The sequence below is a fragment of the Rhodovulum iodosum genome (genome assembly GCF_041020385.1).
Lineage (GTDB): Bacteria > Pseudomonadota > Alphaproteobacteria > Rhodobacterales > Rhodobacteraceae > Rhodovulum > Rhodovulum iodosum.
The window spans coordinates 580,862-600,145 of the sequence record NZ_JBEHHI010000003.1 but is presented as its reverse complement, the minus strand read 5'-3'; the positions used below and the strand labels follow the sequence as shown (position 1 = coordinate 600,145).

17 protein-coding genes are annotated in these 19,284 nt (G+C 69.2%); 9 read left to right on the top strand and 8 right to left on the bottom strand.

Annotated features, from left to right (window positions below; genetic code table 11):
• Positions 1-43 precede the first annotated feature (43 nt).
• Entirely contained in the window at positions 44-532 is a 489-nt protein-coding gene (locus Ga0609869_RS17005; protein ID WP_125403675.1) for a cytochrome b, read from the top strand.
• 66 nt (positions 533-598) lie between these two features.
• On the opposite strand, the gene Ga0609869_RS17000 is transcribed toward Ga0609869_RS17005, so the two are convergent.
• Positions 599-1,369, bottom strand: coding sequence for an alpha/beta fold hydrolase (locus tag Ga0609869_RS17000; protein ID WP_125403674.1), 771 nt, complete (start codon positions 1,367-1,369; stop codon positions 599-601).
• Between the two features lie 99 nt (positions 1,370-1,468).
• Here Ga0609869_RS17000 and Ga0609869_RS16995 point away from each other — a divergent pair, with 99 nt between their 5' ends.
• Complete coding sequence (locus tag Ga0609869_RS16995) at positions 1,469-1,837, top strand: hypothetical protein (protein WP_125403673.1); 369 nt, start codon at positions 1,469-1,471, stop codon at positions 1,835-1,837.
• Positions 1,838-1,916: 79 nt separating this feature from the next.
• Here Ga0609869_RS16995 and glyA read toward each other — a convergent pair whose 3' ends face one another.
• Positions 1,917-3,212 (bottom strand): serine hydroxymethyltransferase, encoded by a 1,296-nt coding sequence (gene glyA / locus Ga0609869_RS16990; protein WP_125403672.1) that lies wholly within the window; start codon positions 3,210-3,212, stop codon positions 1,917-1,919.
• Positions 3,213-3,385: 173 nt separating this feature from the next.
• Between glyA and Ga0609869_RS16985 the strand changes: the two genes are divergently transcribed.
• On the top strand, positions 3,386-4,153 hold the full coding sequence (locus Ga0609869_RS16985; RefSeq protein ID WP_125403671.1) for an NAD kinase: 768 nt from the start codon (positions 3,386-3,388) through the stop codon (positions 4,151-4,153).
• 40 nt (positions 4,154-4,193) lie between these two features.
• Here the strand turns inward: Ga0609869_RS16985 and Ga0609869_RS16980 are convergent, their stop codons facing one another.
• The 3 genes from Ga0609869_RS16980 to prpE all read right to left on the bottom strand — a co-directional run bounded on the left by Ga0609869_RS16980 (position 4,194) and on the right by prpE (position 9,182).
• Complete coding sequence (locus Ga0609869_RS16980; RefSeq protein ID WP_245972128.1) at positions 4,194-5,585, bottom strand: sigma-54-dependent transcriptional regulator; 1,392 nt, start codon at positions 5,583-5,585, stop codon at positions 4,194-4,196.
• On the bottom strand, positions 5,582-7,153 hold the full coding sequence (locus tag Ga0609869_RS16975; RefSeq protein ID WP_170168763.1) for a response regulator: 1,572 nt from the start codon (positions 7,151-7,153) through the stop codon (positions 5,582-5,584). The genes Ga0609869_RS16980 and Ga0609869_RS16975 overlap by 4 nt, the downstream gene beginning before the upstream one ends.
• A 133-nt stretch (positions 7,154-7,286) precedes the next feature.
• Entirely contained in the window at positions 7,287-9,182 is a 1,896-nt protein-coding gene (gene prpE, locus Ga0609869_RS16970) for a propionate-CoA ligase PrpE (protein WP_125403668.1), read from the bottom strand.
• A 277-nt stretch (positions 9,183-9,459) separates the two neighbouring features.
• On the opposite strand from prpE, the gene Ga0609869_RS16965 reads away from it, so the two are divergent.
• The 6 genes from Ga0609869_RS16965 (at position 9,460) to Ga0609869_RS16940 (ending at position 15,290) form a co-directional block, all read left to right on the top strand.
• Positions 9,460-9,849 carry a cytidine deaminase gene (locus Ga0609869_RS16965; protein WP_125403667.1) on the top strand — a complete coding sequence of 130 codons (390 nt, stop codon included), beginning with the start codon at positions 9,460-9,462 and terminating at the stop codon, positions 9,847-9,849.
• Positions 9,849-11,156 (top strand): thymidine phosphorylase, encoded by a 1,308-nt coding sequence (locus tag Ga0609869_RS16960; protein ID WP_125403666.1) that lies wholly within the window; start codon positions 9,849-9,851, stop codon positions 11,154-11,156. The genes Ga0609869_RS16965 and Ga0609869_RS16960 overlap by 1 nt, the downstream gene beginning before the upstream one ends.
• The gene (locus Ga0609869_RS16955; RefSeq protein ID WP_125403665.1) at positions 11,156-12,367 is read left to right on the top strand and encodes a phosphopentomutase; all 1,212 of its coding nucleotides are present in this window, start codon (positions 11,156-11,158) and stop codon (positions 12,365-12,367) included. The genes Ga0609869_RS16960 and Ga0609869_RS16955 overlap by 1 nt, the downstream gene beginning before the upstream one ends.
• Complete coding sequence (locus Ga0609869_RS16950; protein WP_125403664.1) at positions 12,364-13,356, top strand: adenosine deaminase; 993 nt, start codon at positions 12,364-12,366, stop codon at positions 13,354-13,356. The genes Ga0609869_RS16955 and Ga0609869_RS16950 overlap by 4 nt, the downstream gene beginning before the upstream one ends.
• A complete protein-coding gene (upp, locus tag Ga0609869_RS16945; protein ID WP_125403663.1) occupies positions 13,349-13,981 on the top strand; it encodes a uracil phosphoribosyltransferase in 633 nt (210 codons plus the stop codon). Before Ga0609869_RS16950 ends, upp begins: the two co-directional genes overlap by 8 nt.
• A gap of 67 nt (positions 13,982-14,048) precedes the next feature.
• Positions 14,049-15,290, top strand: coding sequence for an SPOR domain-containing protein (locus tag Ga0609869_RS16940; protein ID WP_170168762.1), 1,242 nt, complete (start codon positions 14,049-14,051; stop codon positions 15,288-15,290).
• Positions 15,291-15,351: 61 nt separating this feature from the next.
• On the opposite strand, the gene Ga0609869_RS16935 is transcribed toward Ga0609869_RS16940, so the two are convergent.
• From Ga0609869_RS16935 to Ga0609869_RS16925, 3 genes are all read right to left on the bottom strand, one after another.
• The gene (locus tag Ga0609869_RS16935) at positions 15,352-16,368 is read right to left on the bottom strand and encodes a hypothetical protein (RefSeq protein WP_125403661.1); all 1,017 of its coding nucleotides are present in this window, start codon (positions 16,366-16,368) and stop codon (positions 15,352-15,354) included.
• Between the two features lie 72 nt (positions 16,369-16,440).
• Complete coding sequence (locus Ga0609869_RS16930; protein ID WP_125403660.1) at positions 16,441-18,066, bottom strand: AMP-binding protein; 1,626 nt, start codon at positions 18,064-18,066, stop codon at positions 16,441-16,443.
• A gap of 121 nt (positions 18,067-18,187) precedes the next feature.
• Positions 18,188-19,282 carry a methylglyoxal synthase gene (locus Ga0609869_RS16925; protein WP_125403659.1) on the bottom strand — a complete coding sequence of 365 codons (1,095 nt, stop codon included), beginning with the start codon at positions 19,280-19,282 and terminating at the stop codon, positions 18,188-18,190.
• Positions 19,283-19,284 lie beyond the last annotated feature (2 nt).

The window sequence follows — 19,284 nt, the reverse complement described above, 5'->3', positions numbered from 1 at the left end:
CGGGGCCGGCCCCAACTGACGCGCAAAATTTCGGAGGAGATCCATGGCGGTCAATGGTTATTCGCGGATGCAGATCCGCCTGCACTGGGCAGTCGTCGCGCTGGTGGCGCTGCAGTTCGTGTTCAATTACGGTATCGGGTCGGCCTTTCGAGAGGGGTTGGAGGCCGGCAGCACCAGCCTGACCCCGCTGGCCGGGTTTCACATCGTGACCGGGCTCGCGATTGCGGTGCTGGTGGTTTGGCGCATCGTGCTGCGCCTCACCCGGGGCGTGCCGGCGCCCGACCCCTCGCATTCGGAGATGCAGGTGAAGGTGGCCCGGGCCATGTACGGGCTGTTTTACGCGCTGCTGATCCTGTTGCCGATCTCGGGCATGATCGCCTGGTCGCAGACCTCGGCCGCCTTCGGGACGGTCCACGAGGTGCTGAAAACGGTGATGCTGCTGTTGATCGTGCTGCACGTGCTGGCCGCCCTGGCCGGGCAGTTCGTCAAGAAGGACGGCACGATGACCAAGATGGTGACGCCGGCCGACTGAGCCGACAAAGGCCGCGCGCCGCCGCATGCCGCCGCGCCGCGCGCCCTTGCGCCGGTGCGGCCCATGTCACGCAAGTTCGAGAAATGCGCGCACCGCGGCCTCGAACTCGCGCGGCTTTTCGGCGTGCAGCCAATGGCCCGCGCCCGGCAGCTTGGCAAAGCGCGCCGCGGGGAAGAGCGCCTTGATCGTCTCGCGGTGTTCGGGGCGCACATAGTCCGATGCGGCGCCCGAGAGGAAAAGCGCGGGGCCGCCGAAATGGCCGGAAAGATCGTCGGGCCAGCCGATGATGCGCGCCATCTCGGCCTCGAGCGTGTCGAGGTTCAGCCGCCAACGGGGTGGCTTGGATTTCAGGTCCAGCGATTGCAGCAGGAAGGCGCGGATGCCGGGGTCGTCCACCTCGGCGGCCAGCGCGGCGTCGGCCTCGCCCCGGCGCGACACGGCCGACAGGTCGAGCCCGCGCATCGCATGGATCAGGTGCGCCTGCGTGTGCCCGTAAGCCACCGGCGCGATGTCGGCGACGATCAGGCGGCCGATCGCCTGCGGTTGGCGCAACGCCAGCACCATCGCCGCCTTTCCCCCCATCGAATGGCCCAGAATGTCGGCCCGCCCGCCATGGGCGTCGATCACGCCGGCCAGGTCGTCAGCCATGGCGGCATAGCTCTGGCTGTCGGCGCGGGGGCTGTCGCCGTGATTGCGCATGTCGACGGCGACGACCGGGCGGGTGTCGGACAGCCGCTTGGCGATGACGCCCCAGTTGCGGGCCGAGCCGAAGAGGCCATGGGCGATGACCAGCGGCGGGGCCGCGCCCGGCTGGCCGTGGAGGATCGTGTTGAGCATGGTCAGTTCATATCCCGCGCCGCCGCGCGGGGCCAGCCATGTTGAAGCGCGCGGACCAGGCGCCCTATGATGAGGGCGCGCAGGACACGGGGGGGCGCAATGGCAGAGAGCCTGGAAGAGATGGCCGAGGCGGTCAGCGCGCGGCTAGGGCAAAAGCTGGGCGCGCGCGGTGCCGGGCTGGAGGCGCGGCTGCGCCATGCCGGGCGGCGTCTGCCGCGGTCTCGGCGGCGCGACGGTGCGGCGCTTGCCGAGGCGCTGAAACGGGCCGATCACCCCAGGCTGTCGCGCCAGGTGGACATGGCGCGCTTGCGGCAGGCGCGCAACAGGCTGGTTGCATATCTCGACGGCATCGACATGGCGGACCGGCGCAAGGGGGCGGCGCTGGGCGTGCTGGCCGGGCTTGCCGTCAACCTGCTGCTGCTCGGCGCGGCGCTGGCGGGCTTTCTGGCGTGGCGCGGGGGCGTCTGACGGGTGGACGGCCCCACCCGCGCCAGGAATTGGTGCGCAGGCATTTTGGCCCCCGCCGCGGCGGGGGCCGGTGCGCCGCCTAAAGCGCGGGGTAGATCGGGAAGCGGGCGCAGAGGCCCAGCACCTCGGCCTTGACCTTGTCTTCAACAGCGGCGTTGCCGGTGTCGCCATTGGCGGCCAGCCCGTCGACCACCTCGGTGATCCAGCGCCCGATCTGGCCGAACTCCGGTTCGCCGAAGCCACGGGTGGTGCCGGCGGGGCTGCCCAGGCGGATGCCGCTGGTGACCGTCGGCTTTTCGGTGTCGAAGGGGATGCCGTTCTTGTTGCAGGTGATATGGGCCCGGCCCAGCGCCTTTTCGGTGGCGTTGCCCTTGACCCCCTTGGGCCGCAGGTCGACCAGCAGGACGTGGCTGTCGGTGCCGCCTGTCACGAGGCTGAGCCCGCCATCGACCAGCGCCGCGCCCAGCGCCTTTGCGTTGGCGATCACCTGCTCCTGGTAGGCCTTGAAGGCGGGATCGAGCGCCTCGCCGAAGGCCACGGCCTTGGCGGCGATCACGTGCATCAGCGGCCCGCCCTGGATGCCGGGGAAGATGGCCGAGTTGAACTTTTTCGCCAGCGCCTCGTCTTCGGTCAGGATCATGCCGCCGCGGGGGCCGCGCAGCGTCTTGTGCGTGGTGGTGGTGGCGACATGGGCATGGGGGAAGGGCGAGGGGTAGAGCCCTGCGGCCACCAGCCCGGCGAAATGGGCCATGTCGACCATGAGATAGGCGCCCACCATGTCGGCGATCTCGCGGAAGCGCGGGAAGTCGAGGATGCGCGGGATGGCCGAGCCACCGGCGATGATCATCTTCGGCTGGTGTTCCTTGGCCAGCCGCTCGATCTGGTCGTAGTCGACCTCCAGGTCGCTCTCGCGCACGCCGTATTGCACCGCGTTGAACCATTTGCCCGACTGGTTGGGCTTGGCTCCGTGGGTCAGGTGGCCGCCCGCATCGAGGCTCATCCCCAGGATCGTGTCGCCGGGTTGCAGGAGCGCGGTGAAGACGCCCTGGTTGGCCTGGCTGCCCGAGTTGGGCTGGACATTGGCAAAACCAACGCCGAACAGCTTGCACGCCCGCTCGATGGCCAGCGTCTCGGCGATGTCGACGAACTGGCAGCCGCCATAGTAGCGCTTGCCGGGATAGCCCTCGGCATATTTGTTGGTCATCACCGATCCCTGCGCCGCCATCACGGCGCGGCTGACGATGTTCTCGCTGGCGATCAGTTCGATCTCGTCGCGCTGGCGGCCGAGTTCAAGGCCGATGGCCTTGGCGATCTCTGGGTCGCGGGTCGCAAGATCTTCGGTGAAAAAGCCTTGGTCACGGGGCTCGACATTCATGGGGCATCTCCTTGAAGGCGGCACGGGCCGGATAGCCGGGGTTTATCGGAACTGGGCGCCGGGCAAAAGCCTCTTGTCGGGCCGGCGATGTCATGGCCGCGGCAGCGGGCGGGCCTTGTGTTTCGACCCGCGCCGGGCAAAGACTGGCGCGAGGGGCAAGGGGACGCATAGCCATGGCCGGGATCGCAAGGATCGCCTTTTTGGCCAGCCGGTCGGAGATCGCCGCCGCCGCGCTGGACCATCTCGCCGGCCGCTACGGCCAGGTGCCGCCCGAGGAGGCCGAGGTCATCGTATCGCTGGGCGGCGACGGGTTCATGCTGCAAACGCTGCACGGCACCCAGCATCTCGAGACGCCCGTTTACGGGATGAATTGCGGCACCATCGGCTTTTTGATGAACGAGTATCACGAGGACGGGCTGATCGAGCGGCTGGAGGCCGCCGAAGAGGCCATCATCAACCCGCTGATGATGCGCGCCATCCGCCCCGATGGCACACCCTACGAGGCACTGGCGATCAACGAGGTCAGCCTGCTGCGCGCCGGCCCGCAGGCGGCCAAGCTGCGCATCTCGGTCGATGGCCGGGTGCGGTTGGAAGAGCTGGTCTGCGACGGCGCGCTGGTGTCCACCCCGGCGGGGTCTACCGCCTACAACTATTCGGCCCACGGGCCGATCCTGCCCATCGGGTCCGACGTGCTGGCGCTGACCGCGGTGGCCGCGTTCCGGCCGCGGCGCTGGCGCGGGGCGCTCCTGCCCAAGACCGCGACCGTGCGCCTCGACGTGCTGGAGCCGGAAAAGCGCCCGGTCATGGCCGAGGGCGACAGCCGCGGCGCGGGCGTGGTGACCAGCGTCGAGGTGACGAGCGAGCCGACCATCGCCCACCGCATCCTGTTCGACCCGGGCCACGGGCTGGAAGAACGGCTGATCCGCGAACAGTTCGTCTGAGGCGCACCCGCGTCACGGCCACCGCCGCCAGCAGGCGAGATCAACTCGCGCAGTCGGTTTTCGACCAGCTGTCGCGCTTGCGGTAGATCGTCGAGGGCGAGACGTCGAGTTCGCGCGCGGCCTGCGGGATCGAGCCACCATGTCGGTCGATCGCCGCCTGGATCACCAGCCGCTCGATCTCGGCCAGGGTCTTGCCGGCAAAGCCGTCGGCCTGGTTCGGCAGGGGCGCCGGGGGCAGGGGCGTGCCGGCCGCCGCGAGACCTTCGCGGGCGTGGTGCAACTCGATCGGCAGCATGTCCAGCGTCACCTGGTGGCCGTCATTCAGAACCACCGCGTTGCGCAGCACGTTGAGCAGTTGCCGTACATTGCCCGGCCAGGGCAGCCGGCGAAACAGCGCCTTGACCTCGTCGGAGAGATCGGTGAACGACCGGCCCTCCTCGGCCGAGAGCCGGGCAAGTTCGGTCTCGGCGATCTCGACCACGTCCTCGCCGCGCTCGCGCAGCGGCGGCAGGTGGATCGGCACCACGTGCAGGCGGTAGTAGAGATCCTCGCGAAACCGGCCTTGGCGGACTTCTTCCAGCGGGTCGCGGTTGGTCGCGCAGACGATGCGCACGTTGACCTTGCGCGGATGCGCCGCGCCCACGGGCTGGATGGTCGAGGTCTGCAGAAACCGCAACAGCTTGGTCTGAAGGCCGAGATCCATCTCGCAGATCTCGTCGAGAAAGAGCGTGCCGCCATCGGCCACCGCCGCCGCGCCGGGCTTGTCGGCGAGCGCGCCGGTAAAGGCGCCCTTGAGATGCCCGAAGACCTCGGACTCCAGCAGGTCGGCCGGGATCGCCCCGCAATTGAGCGGCACGAAAGGCCCGAAGGCGCGGCCCGAGGCGGTGTGGACCGCCTGCGCGCAGAGCTCCTTGCCGGTGCCGCTTTCGCCGGTGATGAAGACCGTGGCCATCGACCGCCCGACCGAGGTGATGCGGTCGTAGACCGCGCGCATCTTGTCGGACCGGCCGAGGAACCCCTCTGGCGGCGGCGCGGCATAGACTGGCCGGCCGGCCGGGCGGTTCGCGCGGGTCTCGGCCAGCGCGGTGTCGATCGCATGAAGGAAACGCTGCTCGTTGAACGGCTTGAGAAGAAACTCGTAGGCGCCCGCGCGCATCGCCTCGACCGCGCGGTTGATCGAGCCGTTGGCGGTGACCACGATGACCCGGGTCGCCGGCCTGAGCTTCAGCAGGTCCTCCAGCAGGTCCTGGCCGGGGCGGTCGGGCAGCATCAGGTCGAGCAGCACGACCTCGGGTTGCAGTCGGCGGAACCGGGCGAGCCCCTCTTGCGCCGTCGAGGCGCTGATCACCTCGTGTCCGGCATTGCGCAGCACCGCCTCGTAGACGAGTTGCAGCGAGGGGGTGTCCTCGATGAGAAGAAGTGGCGGGCTCACGTCGCGGGCTCTCGGTACCGGCGCTCGTATTCCTCGGCCAGCGCGGCGGTCAGCCGGCCCACCCGGTCGGCCAGCGCGGGCCCGAGCGAGGCGATGCGGCGGTCGTCCCTGCGCTGGGCGGCGGCGTTGAGGGCCTCGGCGCCCGATTGCACCGCTTCGGCGCCCACCGCGCCGGCCAGCGAGATCAGCACGTGGGTGCGTGCGCGCAACTGTGCCAGGTCGGCGCGGAGGATGCCCTCGCGCAGCCCGGCCTCGACCGCGCCGAGGTCGTCCTGCAACCGCTCCAGCAGCTCGCGCCCTGCCGCCGGGCCCGAGATCGCCAGCAGCCGGTCGAGATGCAACTGGTCAAAGCCGACCTGGGGCGGCGCGGGATCGGCCTCGGGGCGCTGGGTGCGCTTTTCCAGCACACGGGCAATGGCCTCTGCAAAGGATTCCAGGCTCATGATCGGCTTGGCGAGGATGCCATCGGCGCCGGCGGCGTAGATCTCCTGGCGGTTGGCGCTCAGCACGAAGGCGGTGATGGCAAGGATCGGCGTGTCGGCCGAGGCGCCGCCGCGCGCGCGCAGCGCCTGCATCACGTCGATGCCGGAAAGCTGGGGCATCTCGATATCGATAAGCCCGAGGTCGAACCCGCCCTGGTCGAGCGCATCGAGCGCCGCGCGCCCGTCCTCGGCCAGCGCGTACTCTGCCCCCAGCCGGTCGAGCATCTGGCCGATCAGCAACTGGCTGGTCGGGCTGTCCTCGGCTACCAGCACCCGCTGGCCGGTCAGGTCGGGCAGCTCGCGCGCCGCGGCGGGGGCGGTGACGCCGGGCGCCCAGGCCGCCCGCGGCAGGCTGAGCGAGACCAGCGCGCCGCCGGAATGGTTGGCCACCTGCATCTGCGCGCCGATCCCCGCGGCGAGGTCGCGCACGATATGCAGCCCCAGCCCCGAGCCAGGCTTGGCCCCGTTCTCGGGGCGGCCCTGATACTCGAAAAGCCGCGCCAGCGCCTCGTCGGAAAAGCCCGGGCCGCTGTCGCGGACCCCGAGAACCAGGCTTTCGCAGGGGCCCATGTCCGCGGTCATGCAAATGCTGCCGGCGCCGGCATGCTTGATCGCGTTGCCGAGAAGGTTGGACAAAATCCGCTCCAGCGCCGTCAGGTCGGTGCCGATGGTGGCCGGCAGGTCCTCGGACCAATCGAAGGTAAAGCTCAGGCCCTTTTCGCGGGCATGGGCCGTCCAGCGGTTGGCGATATCGCACAGGAAAGGGACCAGCGGGAATGTCGGGCGATCGCCCCGGAGCGCCGGCGCATCGCCGGTGCAAAAGGCCAACGTCTCGTCGGTCAGGCGCGAGAGTTGCGCAGCGGCGCTGCGTACCCGTTCGAGTTGCAGGCGCGAGGCATCGTCCAGCGGGCCGAGATCGGCCAGCGACAACCCGCCCAGAATGTCGGTGACCGCGGCGCGCATGTCGTGGCCCAGCAGTTGGGCCCGCTTGCGCTGGGTTTCGGCGTCGTGAAGGGCGGCGGCGCCGAAAACCGGCGCCTTGGCGGCCGGTTCGGCGGGGCCCTCTGAAGTAGCGGACGGCGGCATGGAAATACTCGCGCAGGTTGCACTGCGCATTAGTACCTTGACCGCAAGGTCCGAACCAACATGTCTAAAAAGATAGGTGAGCCGAACTGTCGCATACGGGGCGGCCTGGGCCGCCCCGCCGATGCCGGCGGCCTCAGGCCGCCTTGGGGAAGCCGAGCGCCTTGAGTGCGTCGGCGATCTCGTCGAGGATCGCCGGGTCGTCGATCGTGGCGGGCATCTTGAACTCTTCCCCGTCGGCGATCTTGACCATGGTGGCGCGCAGGATCTTGCCCGACCGCGTCTTGGGCAGGCGGTCCACCACGCAGGCCAGTTTGAACGCCGCCACCGGGCCGATCTGGTCGCGCACCATCGTGATGCATTCCTTGACGATCTCGCCATGGTTGCGGTTCACGCCCTTGGTCAGGCACAGAAAGCCCATGGGCAACTGGCCCTTCAGATCGTCGTTCACGCCGATCACCGCGCATTCGGCGACATCTGGGTGGGCGGCCAGTACCTCTTCCATCGCGCCGGTCGACAGGCGGTGGCCGGCCACGTTGATGACGTCGTCGGTGCGCGCCATGATGTAGAGGTAGCCGTCCTCGTCCTTGTAGCCGGCATCGCCGGTTTCGTAGTAGCCGGGGAAGTGGTTCAGGTAGGACTTGTGGAACCGCTCTTCGGCGTTCCAGAGCGTCGGCAGCGTGCCGGGGGGCAGCGGCAGCTTGATGGCGATGGCGCCCAGCGTGTTGGCGCCGACCTCGTGCCCGCCTTCGTCCAGGATATGCACGTCGTAGCCCGGCATCGGTACCGAGGGGGAGCCGATCTTGACCGGCAGCTTTTCGATTCCCAGAGGGTTGCCCGCGATCGCCCAACCGGTTTCGGTCTGCCACCAGTGGTCGATCACCGGGACGCCCAGCATCCGCTGCGCCCACTTGATGGTGTCGGGATCGGCGCGTTCGCCGGCCAGGTAGAGCGCCTTGAGCCCCGTCAGGTCGTACTTGTTGACGAATTCGCCGTTCGGATCCTCGCGCTTGATCGCGCGGAAGGCGGTGGGCGCGGTGAAAAAGCTCTTGACCTTGTGCTCGGAGATGACGCGCCAGAACGTACCCGCATCGGGCGTGCCGATCGGCTTGCCCTCGAACACGACGGTGGTGTTGCCGTGGATCAGCGGCGCATAGCAGATATAGCTGTGGCCCACGACCCAGCCCACGTCGGACGCGGCCCAGAACACGTCGCCCGGATCGACGTTGTAGATGTTTTTCATCGACCAGTTCAGCGCCACCAGGTGCCCGGCGGTCGGGCGCACGACGCCCTTGGGCTGGCCGGTGGTGCCGGAGGTATACAGGATATAGGCCGGGTGATTGCCCTCGACCGGCACGCATTCGGCGGGTTGCACGCCGAACTGGAAGCCGTGCCAGTTGTAGTCGCGGCCTTCTTCCAGATGCGCGACCTCGTATTCGCGCTGGAAGATCACGCAGAAATCGGGCTGGTGGGTGGACTGTTCCAGCGCACCGTCCAGAAGCGGCTTGTAGTGGACGATCCGGCCCGGTTCGATCCCGCAGGAGGCGGCGATGATGCATTTCGGCTTGGCGTCGTCGATGCGGACGGCCAGCTCGTGCGCGGCAAAGCCGCCGAACACGACCGAGTGGATCGCGCCCAGACGCGCGCAGGCCAGCATCGCCTCCAGCGCCTCGGGAATCATCGGCATGTAGATGATGACCCGGTCGCCTTTCTCCACGCCCTTGGCGCGCAGCGCGCCGGCAAGCTGGGCCACACGATTGCGCAGCATCACGTAGGAAATGGATTTCCGGGTGCCTGTGACGGGGCTGTCATAGATGATGGCGGGCTGATCGCCGCGACCGGCCTCGACATGCCGGTCCACCGCGTTCCAGCAGGTGTTCACCATCCCGTCCGAGAACCACTCGTAATGCGGGGCGTTCTCGTCGAACAGCGCCTTGGAGGGTTTCTCGACCCAGTCGATCGCCTCGGCGGCCTGCATCCAGAAACCTTCGGGGTCTTTCTGCCAACCCTCATACACCTCGGCATAGCTCATCTGGGTATCCTCCGATTTGATTGGGTAATTCTGTTACGCAGACAGAAGGTGCGGCGCAAGATACAAACCGGGACGTTTTGGCCCATGGGGGCGCTAACATCGGGCAATTGGGGCTCGCGCCGCGACGCGCCCGCCGCCGAACCGATGCCGATCCTCTCCCGGCTGCCGGTCTTGCCGTGTCTGCCTCGCGGGTCCGTGACCCCGATCCGATACCACCTTGCATCCCGCCGGGCGCGGCCCCAAGCTTGGCCGGAAAACCGATGGAAAGGCACGCCACATGCTTGTCGAGGCTGCGCGCAAGGTGCGTGAAAACGCCCACGCCCCCTATTCGAACTTCAAGGTCGGCGCCGCGATCCGCAGTGCCGACGGGGCCGTCCACCTGGGTTGCAATGTCGAGAACATCGCCTCGCCCGAGGGCACCTGCGCCGAGGCCGGTGCGATTGCCGCGATGATTGCCGCGGGCCAGACCGAGATCGCCGAGGTGGCGGTCATCGCCGGCGGGCCGGCGCCCGTCACCCCGTGCGGCGGCTGCCGGCAGAAGCTGGCAGAATTCGCCGCGCCGGATGTGCGCGTCACCATGGCCACGCTGTCGGGCGAGACGCTGGTGATGAACGTGGCCGAGCTTTTGCCCGGGGCGTTTTCCGCCGCCCATATGAGCGGGCGTTGATGGACGCGCGCGGCATCGTCGCCCGGGTCCGCGATGGCGAGACCCTCGGCGAGGACGAATTGCGGTGGTTCGCCGGCGGTCTGGCCGATGGTACCGTGACCGATGCCCAGGCCGGGGCGTTTGCAATGGCGGTGCTGCTGAACGGGTTCGACACGTCCGAAAGGGTTGGCCTGACCCGCGCGATGCGCGACAGCGGCAAGGTGCTGAACTGGCACCTGCCCGGCCCGGTGCTGGACAAGCATTCCACGGGCGGCGTCGGCGATTGCGTCAGCCTGGTGCTGGCCCCGGCTCTGGCGGCCTGCGGGGCGTTCGTGCCGATGATCTCGGGGCGCGGCCTGGGCCATACCGGCGGCACGCTGGACAAGCTGGAATCGATCCCCGGCTACCGCGGCGAGGTCGGCATCGCGCAGCTCAAGTCGATCACCGCCCAGATCGGCTGTGCCATCGTCGGCGCCTCGGCCGATATCGCGCCCGCCGACAAGCGGCTTTACGCAGTGCGCGACGTCAGCGGCACGGTCGAAAGCATCGACCTGATCACCGCGTCGATCCTGTCAAAGAAACTGGCGGCGGGGCTCGAGGCATTGGTGCTGGACGTCAAGGTGGGCTCTGGCGCCTTCATGAAGACCATGGATGACGCCGAGGCGCTGGCCGAAGCGCTGGTTTCCACCGCGCAGGGCGCGGGCTGCATGACCACGGCGCTGATCACCGACATGAACCAGCCGCTGGTTGCAAGCTGCGGCAACGCGCTGGAAGTGATCGAGGTGATGGAGACGCTGACCGGCACCGGCGTCACCCCGGCCCTGTGGGACATCACCTGCGCGCTGGGTGGCGAGGCGCTGGCGCTGGGCGGGCTGGCGGCCGATGCCGGCGACGGGGCGGGGCGCATCGCCAGGGCGCTGGAATCGGGCGACGCCGCCGCGCGGTTCGCCGAGATGGTGGCCGAGCTGGGCGGGCCGCTGGATTTCGTCGAACGCTGGCCCGACCGGCTGCCCTCGGCCAAGGTGGTCTACGAGGTGCCCGCGCGCGATGCGGGCATCGTGCAGGCGATCGACGGCGAGGCGCTGGGCCTTGCCGTGGTGGCGCTGGGCGGCGGGCGCCGGCGCGAGGGCGACAAGATCAACCCAAGCGTGGGCCTGTCGGAAATCGCAGGGCTGGGCGAGGGGGTGAACCCCGACCTGCCGCTGGCGCTGATCCACGCGGCCAGCGTCGAGGAGGCCGAGGCCGTCGAGGCGCAGGTGCGCGCGGCGTTCACCATCGGCGAGACCCAGCCCGAAATCCCGCCGCTGGTGCAGCGGAGGCTGCGCTGATGCCCCGCGCATTTCTGGTGGTGATGGATTCGGTGGGTTGCGGCGGCGCTCCCGATGCCGGCCGCTTTTTCAATGACGGCACGCCTGACACGGGCGCCAACACGCTGGCGCATATCGCGCAGGCCTGTGCCGAGGGTCGCGCCGATGATGGGCGCGCGGGGCCGCTGGCGCTGCCCAATCTCGATGCGCTGGGGCTGGGGGCGGCGGTCCGGCTGGCCTCGGGCGCGGCGGTGCCCGGGCTAGACGCGGCGGCGCGGGGGCTGTGGGGCGCGGCGACCGAGGTTTCGCCGGGCAAGGATACGCCCTCGGGCCATTGGGAACTGGCGGGCGTGCCGGTGCCCTGGGACTGGACCTTTTTTCCCGAGACGGTGCCGGCCTTTCCCGAGGATCTGCTGGCCGAGGTGCGCCGCCTGGCCGGCACCGATGGCACGTTGGGCAATTGCCATGCCTCGGGCACCGAGATCGTGGCCCGGCTGGCGGAGGAACACCTTCGCACCGGCTGGCCGATCCTCTACACCTCGGCCGACAGCGTGGTGCAGATCGCCGCCCATGAAGAGGCGTTCGGGCTGGAGCGGCTCTTGCAGCTTTGCAAAGACATTGCGCCCATGGTCCATGCCATGAAGGTGGGCCGGGTCATCGCGCGGCCCTTCGTGGGGTCGCCCGATACCGGCTTTGCCCGCACCAAGAACCGTCACGACTACGCCATCGCGCCGCCTGCGCCTACGCTTTGCGACGCGGTGCAGGGGGCGGGGCGCCGCGTGCAGGCCATCGGCAAGATCGGCGACATCTTCTCGATGCGGGGCATCGACGAGCTGCGCAAGGGCACCGATGCCGAGCTGATGGACCACTGGGCCGACCTGATGGACGAGGCCCCTGACGGCAGCCTGACCTTCGCCAATTTCGTCGAGTTCGACAGCCTTTACGGCCACCGGCGCGACGTTGCGGGCTATGCCCGTGCGCTGGAATGGTTTGACAGTGCGTTGCCGCGGATTTTCGGCAAGATGCGCAAAACGGATCTGATGCTGCTGACCGCCGACCACGGCAACGACCCCACCTGGGCAGGCACCGATCACACGCGCGAGCGGGTGCCGGTGCTGGGCGCAGGCGTGGGCCAGCGCGAGATCGGGCTGGTGGCCTTTGCCGATGTCGCCGCCTCGGTCGCGGCGCATCTGGACGTGCCCGCGCCCGGGGAAGGGAGGCGCTTTCTGTGAGCCTGCGCGCGCTTCCCAAGGTCGAGTTGCACCTGCATCTGGAAGGCGCCGCGCCGCCCGCGCTGATCCGCGACATGGCGCGGGCGCGTCATGTCGATCTGTCGGGCATCTTCGACGCCGCGGGCGGCTACCGCTACCGCGATTTCACCGCGTTCCTGCGCGTCTACGAAGCGGCAACGGCGGTGCTGCAAACGCCCGAGGACTATGCCCGCCTGACACGGGCCGTGCTGGAGGCCGCCGCGTCCGAAGGCGTGGTCTACCTCGAAACCTTCGTCTCGCCCGATTTCTGCGGCGGGCGTGACCTCTTGGCCTGGCGCGAGTACCTCGACGCCATCTCAGAGGCCGCCGCGGCGTCCGAGCGCGACAGCGGCATCGTCATGCGCGCAATCGTCACCTGCATCCGTCATTTCGGGCCGGACAAGGCACGGCAGGCTGCCCTTTGCGCCGCCGAGACGGCCGGCGCGTTCCTGGTCGGGTTTGGCATCGCCGGGGCCGAGACCGCGGGGCGCCCCGGCGATTTCGCCTATGCCTTCGACATGGCGCGCGAGGCAGGGCTGGGGCTGACCGCCCATGCGGGCGAATGGGCCGGGCCGGTCTCGGTGCGCGAGGCGCTCGACGATCTGCGGGTTTCGCGCATCGGCCACGGCGTGCGCGCCGTCGAGGACCCGGCGCTGGTCGACCGGCTGGCCGAGGCGGGCACGGTGCTGGAGGTCTGCCCAGGGTCCAACATCGCGCTCGGCCTCTATCCCGACTGGCGCGCCCACCCCATCGACCGGCTGCGCGCGGCGGGGGTGAAGGTGACCGTCTCGACCGACGACCCGCCCTTTTTCCACACCACGATGACCGGCGAATACGACCGCCTGGCCGATGCCTTCGGTTGGGAGGCGGCCGATTTTGCCGATATCAACCGGATTGCGATGGCCGCCGCTTTCTGCGACGAGGCCACGAAAGACGCGATCGCAAAACGCCTGGAGACCGCCGATGTATAAGCACCTGACCGTCGTCAAGCACCCGCTGGTGCAGCACAAGCTGACACTGATGCGCCAGAAGGACACCTCGACCGCCGTATTCCGACAGCTCTTGCGCGAAATCAGCCAGCTCCTGGCCTACGAGATCACCCGCGAGCTGGAGATGACCACGCGCCGCATCGAGACGCCGCTCTGCGAGATGGATGCGCCGGTGCTGGCGGGAAAGAAGCTGGCGCTGGTGTCGATCCTGCGGGCGGGCAACGGGCTGCTGGACGGGGTGCTTGAGTTGATCCCGTCGGCGCGGGTGGGGTTTGTCGGGCTCTACCGCGACGAGGAGACGCTGCAGCCGGTGCAATACTATTTCAAGGTGCCCGACGGTCTGGAGGGGCGCGTCGTGATCGTGGTCGACCCGATGCTGGCCACCGGAAATTCGTCTGCGGCGGCGGTCGACCTGCTGAAACAGGCCGGCGCCAACAACATCCGATTCCTGTGCCTGCTGGCCGCGCCCGAGGGCGTCGCGCGGATGGAAGAGGCCCACCCGGACGTTCCGATTATCACAGCGGCTGTGGATGAATGCCTGAATGACCATGGATATATTGTTCCAGGGCTAGGGGATGCGGGCGACCGCATGTTCGGCACTAAATAAGCGATTTGCAGCTTTACTCCTAGTAGGTGTTAGGGCATCATACCCCCATATTTTGTTGGGGGACAGAATGCTCATCGTTAAGTTTGCGGTCGCTGCCACGGCCGCATGGCTGGTAATGGCCCCGATGGGCGCAGCCGAGACCCTGCGCCAGAATGACGGGCCCGCCGAATTTCCGCCGCCCGATTTCCAGGGCCGGCAATATATCGACAGCGAGGGCTGCGTTTATCTGCGTGCGGGGTATGCCGGGCAGGTGACCTGGGTGCCGCGGGTCAGCCGCGGCCGCAAGGTGCTGTGCGGTTTCAAACCGACATTTGCCAAGGCCCAACCTGCCCCGACGCCGGCCCCGGCCACCACGGCGCCGCGCCGGGCCAAGGCCCCGGGCGCGCCGCTGCCCACCGTCGCGCAGACGGCCGCCCCGCCGAAGGTCGATGCCGCGCGCCCGTCTCGCGCCGCCGCCAAGCCTGCGCCCGAGACCACGCGCAAGGTCGCCAACACGCCGCCGCCCAGTCCGCGCCCCTACCGCGCCACCCAGGGCGACCCTTCGACCGTCTGCCCCAACGCCGGCGCGTTCAGCCGCCGCTACATCAACGACGGCACACGCTACCCGGTGCGCTGCGGCCCGCAGGCGGCCGCCCCCAGCGCCGCCGCGCCCGTGCCCGCGCCCAAAGTGCAGGCTCGCCCCAAGGGTCAGGCCCGCGCCCAGCAAGCGGCCACCGCCCCCCGCACTGCCGCTGCAGCCAAGCCCGCGCCGCGGGTCGCGGTGCAGCGCCCCGCGCAGGTGGCGATCCCGAAAGGCTATAAGCCGCTGTGGACCGACGACCGGCTCAACCCCAACCGCGGACGCGGCACCGCTGCTGGCAAGGCGGCTATGGATCTGGTCTGGACCCAGACCGTGCCGCGCCGCCTGATCGACACGTCCACCGGCCGCGACGTGACCGGCCGCTACGCCCATCTCGAATACCCCTATACGGACTACGCCCAGCAAAAGGCCCATCTCGCCACCAAGGGCCGCGCCGCGCCCGAACCGGCCGGCACGCGGGTTTCGACCAAGGGCCGCTCGCCCGCCTCGGCCCGCCCGGCCAGCCACCGCTACGTGCAGGTGGGCGCCTTTGGCGACCCCGCCAACGCGCGCGCCGCGATCGCGCGGCTACAGGCGATGGGCCTGCCGGTCAGCGCCGGCACGGCGCACTCCAAGGGCAAGGCGCTCAAGGTGATCTATGCGGGGCCGTTCCAGCGGCAGGACCGCCTGGTTTCCGCCCATGCCAAGCTGCGCCGGTCGGGTTATCCCGGCGCGATACTTCGAAGATAAGTAAGAAGACCTATGAGCAGGCAGTGAAGGGGCGCCCCGCGGCAACCGCAGCGGGGCGTCTTCATCTTGCGCAGGTGCCTTGCAGCCTTACCCAGTCGCTGTCGGACAGCACCGGCGGCGCGGTACGGCCGCGCATCGGGTCGGCCTCGATCAGCCCCAGCACGGTTTCGCCCGACACGTCGCGGGCAAAGGCATAGGGGGTCGAGGGCAGCTCGGCCGCGGCGAAGGCGGCCAGCAGCCGCGCGTCGGGCAGCGGTGCCTGAGGCGCGGTCAACAGCCGCTCGGCATGGTCGGCCAGGGTCGTTTCGGGCAGGGCGCCGCTGGTCAACAAGCGCAGCGTGGCCATGACGCCCGCCTCGCGCAGCAGCCGCGCCAGCGGGTCTTCCTGGTCCGCGCGGGCCGCCGCGACAACGATGAAGCCTGCCAGCACATTCGCGTCCTCGTAATCCTCGACCAGCGCGCGGTTGAGCGCGATCAGCCCGCCCGGCAGTGCCACGGCCCGCGCCGTGCCGCCGGGCAGCACCGCAAGGCGCAGACCCCCGCCGGGCGCCAGACGCGCCGCGAGACGCCGGAGCGCCGTGCTGTCGCGCGAGGTCGCGCAGGGCTGCCCGGCCACCCGGCCCATCCGGCGCAGTACCTCGCCGCCGATCTCGGCCCGCACCCCGGCGGGCACCACCGAGACGGTTTGGCGGACCAGCGCGCCGGGCAGCCAGAACGCAGCAAGCGCGGCCACCCCGGCGAGGCTTGCCGTCAGCAGCAACCCGCGGAGCCGCCCGCGGCGGGGCCGGCCGCGCGCGACCGCCGCGCGTACCTTTTCGACCGCCTCGATCATGGTTTCGTCGTCGATTTCAAGCGTCTCGACGGCATCTTCGCCAGGGCTGTAGAGCGCCGGCCGCGTGCCGGGGTTCAATCGCTCGACGGCGGCCAGCGACCAATGGGCCAGCGCGGTTTCCCTCAGATCCGAGATGACCAGCGAATTGTCCCCGAAAGTGACGATCACGTCACGGCGCTGGGCCTCGGGCGCCTCGCGCCAGAGCCCGGGGCTTTCCAGCCGCTGGTATTGAGTGAGCGCCGTCATGGGCGGCTTACCGATCTGCCCGATACTTGTACCAAGAAGCGACAATAGAGCAGGCCGCGCAGGGCGACAACGTCACATCTCCTTGGCGATCTTGCGCAGCTCGAACTTCTGGATCTTGCCGGTCGAGGTCTTGGGAAGCTCTTGAAAGACCACGTGCTTGGGCGTCTTGAACCCGGCCAGCCGCTCGCGCGCGAAGGCGATCAACTCGTCCGACCCGACCTTGTGGCCGTCCTTCAACTCGACGAAGGCGCAGGGCACTTCGCCCCATTTCTCGTCCGGCTTGGCCACCACCGCGCAGAGCAGCACGTCGGGGTGATGCATCAGCGCGCCCTCGACCTCGACCGAGCTGACATTCTCGCCCCCCGAAATGATGATGTCCTTCGCCCGGTCGGCGATCTGGAGGTAGGTGTCGGGATGCTGCACCGCGAGGTCGCCCGAGTGGAAATAGCCGCCCTTGAACGACTCGCGCGTGGCGCGCGGGTTTTTCAGGTAGCCCTTCATCACCCCGTTGCCGCGGAACACGATCTCGCCCTGGGTGGCGCCGTCCATCGGCACCGGGGCATTCTTGTCGTCGTGGACCTGCACCGGCTCCATGAAGGGCATGGCCACGCCCTGCCGGGCCTTCTGCGCGGCGCGCGACTCGCCTTCGAGCGGGTCCCATTTCGCGCGCCAGGTGCATTCGGTGGCCGGCCCGTAGGTTTCGGTCAACCCGTAGACTTGGGTGATGTTGAAGCCCATCGGCTCGATCTTGGCCAGCGTTGCGGGGGCGGGCGGGGCGCCCGCGGTGAAGACCTCGACGACATGGTCGAAGGGGCGCTTTTCCTCGTCGCGCGCGTTGACGATCATGTTCAGCACGATCGGGGCGCCGCCGAAATGCGTGACGCCCTCGTCGGCGATCGCGTTGAAAATTGCGCGGGCGCTGATGTCGCGGCAACAGATGACGGTGCCGCCGACCGAGGGCATCATCCAGGTGTGACACCAGCCGTTGCAGTGGAACAGCGGCACGATGGTGAGGTAGTTGGGATAAAGCGTCATGCGCCAGCTCAGCACCTGGCCCATGGCGTTGAGGTAGGCGCCCCGGTGGTGGTAGACGACGCCCTTGGGCCGCCCCGTGGTGCCCGAGGTATAGTTGAGCGAGATGCTTTCCCACTCGTCCTTGGGCATGATCCAGTCGAACTCGGGGTCGGCCTGGGCCAGGATGTCCTCGTATTCCGGGTAGTCGCCGAAATCGTGCACGCCCGCGGCATCGTCGGCGACCTCGATGATCGTGGGCGGCTCGCCCTCCATGTCTTCGATGGCCGACACGGCAAGCGGGATGAATTGCGGATCGCACAGCAGCACCCGTGCGCCGCCATGGTCGAGGATGTAGCTGACGGTGTTGGCGTCCAGCCGGATGTTGATCGCGTTCAGCACCGCGCCGCAGGCGGGCACGCCGAAATGCGCCTCGGCATGGGCGGGCACGTTGGGCAGGAGGGTGGCCACCACGTCGCCGGGCTGGACCCCCATCGCCGCCAGCGCCGAGGCCAGCCGCGTGACGCGGTCATGATACTGGGCATAGGTGTAGCGACGCTGGCCGTAGACCAGCGCGTCGTGGTCAGGGTAGATCTGCGCCGCGCGGCGCAAGAAGGACAGCGGCGTAAGCGGCACGTAGTTCGCCGCGCATTTCTCCAGACCCGTTTCATCGGCCAGCCAGCCCATTGATACTCCTCCCGGTGATTTCATTGTTTTGGCGAAGTGTGGCGGGATGGGGCGGATTTGAAAAGGGGGCGCGCATCCCGGCGGGCGGCGGTCTGTCCGACCGGCCCCGGAGCGCCGCCCGTTACGATGCCGTGTTGCCGGCCAGCGCCGCCCCGGACAGCAGCGCGGTGGCCACCATGTCGGCCGCCGAGGCGCTGAGCGCGATAGGCGTGTCGTGCAGCATGGCCAGCCGGGTCAGGGCCTGAAGGTCGACATCGCCGCCATGGGGCACGGTGGGGTCGGCGAAAAAGATCACCGCGTCCAGTTCGCCCGTGGCGATCAGCGCGCCGAGCTGCTGGTCGCCGCCGCGCGCGCCCCGTTGCAGCCGCCGCACGAAAAGCGCCGGCGCGGCCTCGGCGATCATCCGCCCCGTGCCTCCGGTACAGATCAGCCGGTGGCCCTCCAGCGCGGCGGCATGGCGCGTCACCCAGGCGCGCAGGTGCGCCTTGCGCGTGTCATGCGCCACCAGCGCCAGCCGCCGCGGCACGGTAGACCGGGCTCGCGCGCGACCGGTGATGTCGAGTATCGCGCGGACCTGGCCTGCAAACCCCGCGCTTTCGGCGGGGAACGCGCCCGACAGCGCGGCGGTGCCCACGGTGAATCCCGCCGCGCCGGCCTCGGCCGCGGCGATGACGCGGGCCTCGCTGTCGATGCTGCCGGCCATGATCACCGGCTTGCCCACCGCGCCGCACACGTCGCGCATCAGCCCGGCCACATCGCCCGCGTAGCGATAGGCCAGCAAATCGAGCCCGTGGACATGTTCCAGATCGGCCAGCGCCCTTGCCGAGTCCACGATCGCCCCGGCGGGCCCCTCCAGCACGCTGGGATGGCCGGTAATGCGGCCCGGGAAGGGGTAATAGCGGATCGGGTGGTGGCGGATGACCTCGGTCACCTCGCGCGCGCGGGTGCCGCCGAGCATGCAATCGACATCGATCTCGACCGCGGCACGGGCCGAGGCCAGTTCGCTTTCCGCGTCGAGGCTGACGACCTCGAGATACGACCGGCCCCCGGCCGACCGGATCGCGGCGGCCAGCGCCTTGAGCTCGGGCAGAGGCAGGCCCACGTCCTTGAAACCGATATGGCGCACGCCGCCCTCCAGGGCCTCGTCGAGCCGGGCGCGCGCGTCGGGGATGGTGCGGTCGTTCGCGGTCAGCATGAGGATGAAATCGAACGCCATGG

What these genes read in the sequence shown, in the direction of transcription:
- Ga0609869_RS16930 (WP_125403660.1), bottom strand. Translation starts at nt 18,066, where the DNA reads ATGGGCTGGCTGGCCGATGAAACGGGTCTGGAGAAATGCGCGGCGAAC.
- Ga0609869_RS16975 (WP_170168763.1), bottom strand. Translation starts at nt 7,153, where the DNA reads ATGCCGCCGTCCGCTACTTCAGAGGGCCCCGCCGAACCGGCCGCCAAG.
- Ga0609869_RS16985 (WP_125403671.1), top strand. Translation starts at nt 3,386, where the DNA reads ATGGCCGGGATCGCAAGGATCGCCTTTTTGGCCAGCCGGTCGGAGATC.
- upp (WP_125403663.1), top strand. Translation starts at nt 13,349, where the DNA reads ATGTATAAGCACCTGACCGTCGTCAAGCACCCGCTGGTGCAGCACAAG.
- Ga0609869_RS17005 (WP_125403675.1), top strand. Translation starts at nt 44, where the DNA reads ATGGCGGTCAATGGTTATTCGCGGATGCAGATCCGCCTGCACTGGGCA.
- Ga0609869_RS16960 (WP_125403666.1), top strand. Translation starts at nt 9,849, where the DNA reads ATGGACGCGCGCGGCATCGTCGCCCGGGTCCGCGATGGCGAGACCCTC.
- Ga0609869_RS17000 (WP_125403674.1), bottom strand. Translation starts at nt 1,369, where the DNA reads ATGCTCAACACGATCCTCCACGGCCAGCCGGGCGCGGCCCCGCCGCTG.
- Ga0609869_RS16955 (WP_125403665.1), top strand. Translation starts at nt 11,156, where the DNA reads ATGCCCCGCGCATTTCTGGTGGTGATGGATTCGGTGGGTTGCGGCGGC.
- glyA (WP_125403672.1), bottom strand. Translation starts at nt 3,212, where the DNA reads ATGAATGTCGAGCCCCGTGACCAAGGCTTTTTCACCGAAGATCTTGCG.
- Ga0609869_RS16940 (WP_170168762.1), top strand. Translation starts at nt 14,049, where the DNA reads ATGCTCATCGTTAAGTTTGCGGTCGCTGCCACGGCCGCATGGCTGGTA.
- Ga0609869_RS16935 (WP_125403661.1), bottom strand. Translation starts at nt 16,368, where the DNA reads ATGACGGCGCTCACTCAATACCAGCGGCTGGAAAGCCCCGGGCTCTGG.
- Ga0609869_RS16925 (WP_125403659.1), bottom strand. Translation starts at nt 19,282, where the DNA reads ATGGCGTTCGATTTCATCCTCATGCTGACCGCGAACGACCGCACCATC.
- prpE (WP_125403668.1), bottom strand. Translation starts at nt 9,182, where the DNA reads ATGAGCTATGCCGAGGTGTATGAGGGTTGGCAGAAAGACCCCGAAGGT.
- Ga0609869_RS16995 (WP_125403673.1), top strand. Translation starts at nt 1,469, where the DNA reads ATGGCAGAGAGCCTGGAAGAGATGGCCGAGGCGGTCAGCGCGCGGCTA.
- Ga0609869_RS16965 (WP_125403667.1), top strand. Translation starts at nt 9,460, where the DNA reads ATGCTTGTCGAGGCTGCGCGCAAGGTGCGTGAAAACGCCCACGCCCCC.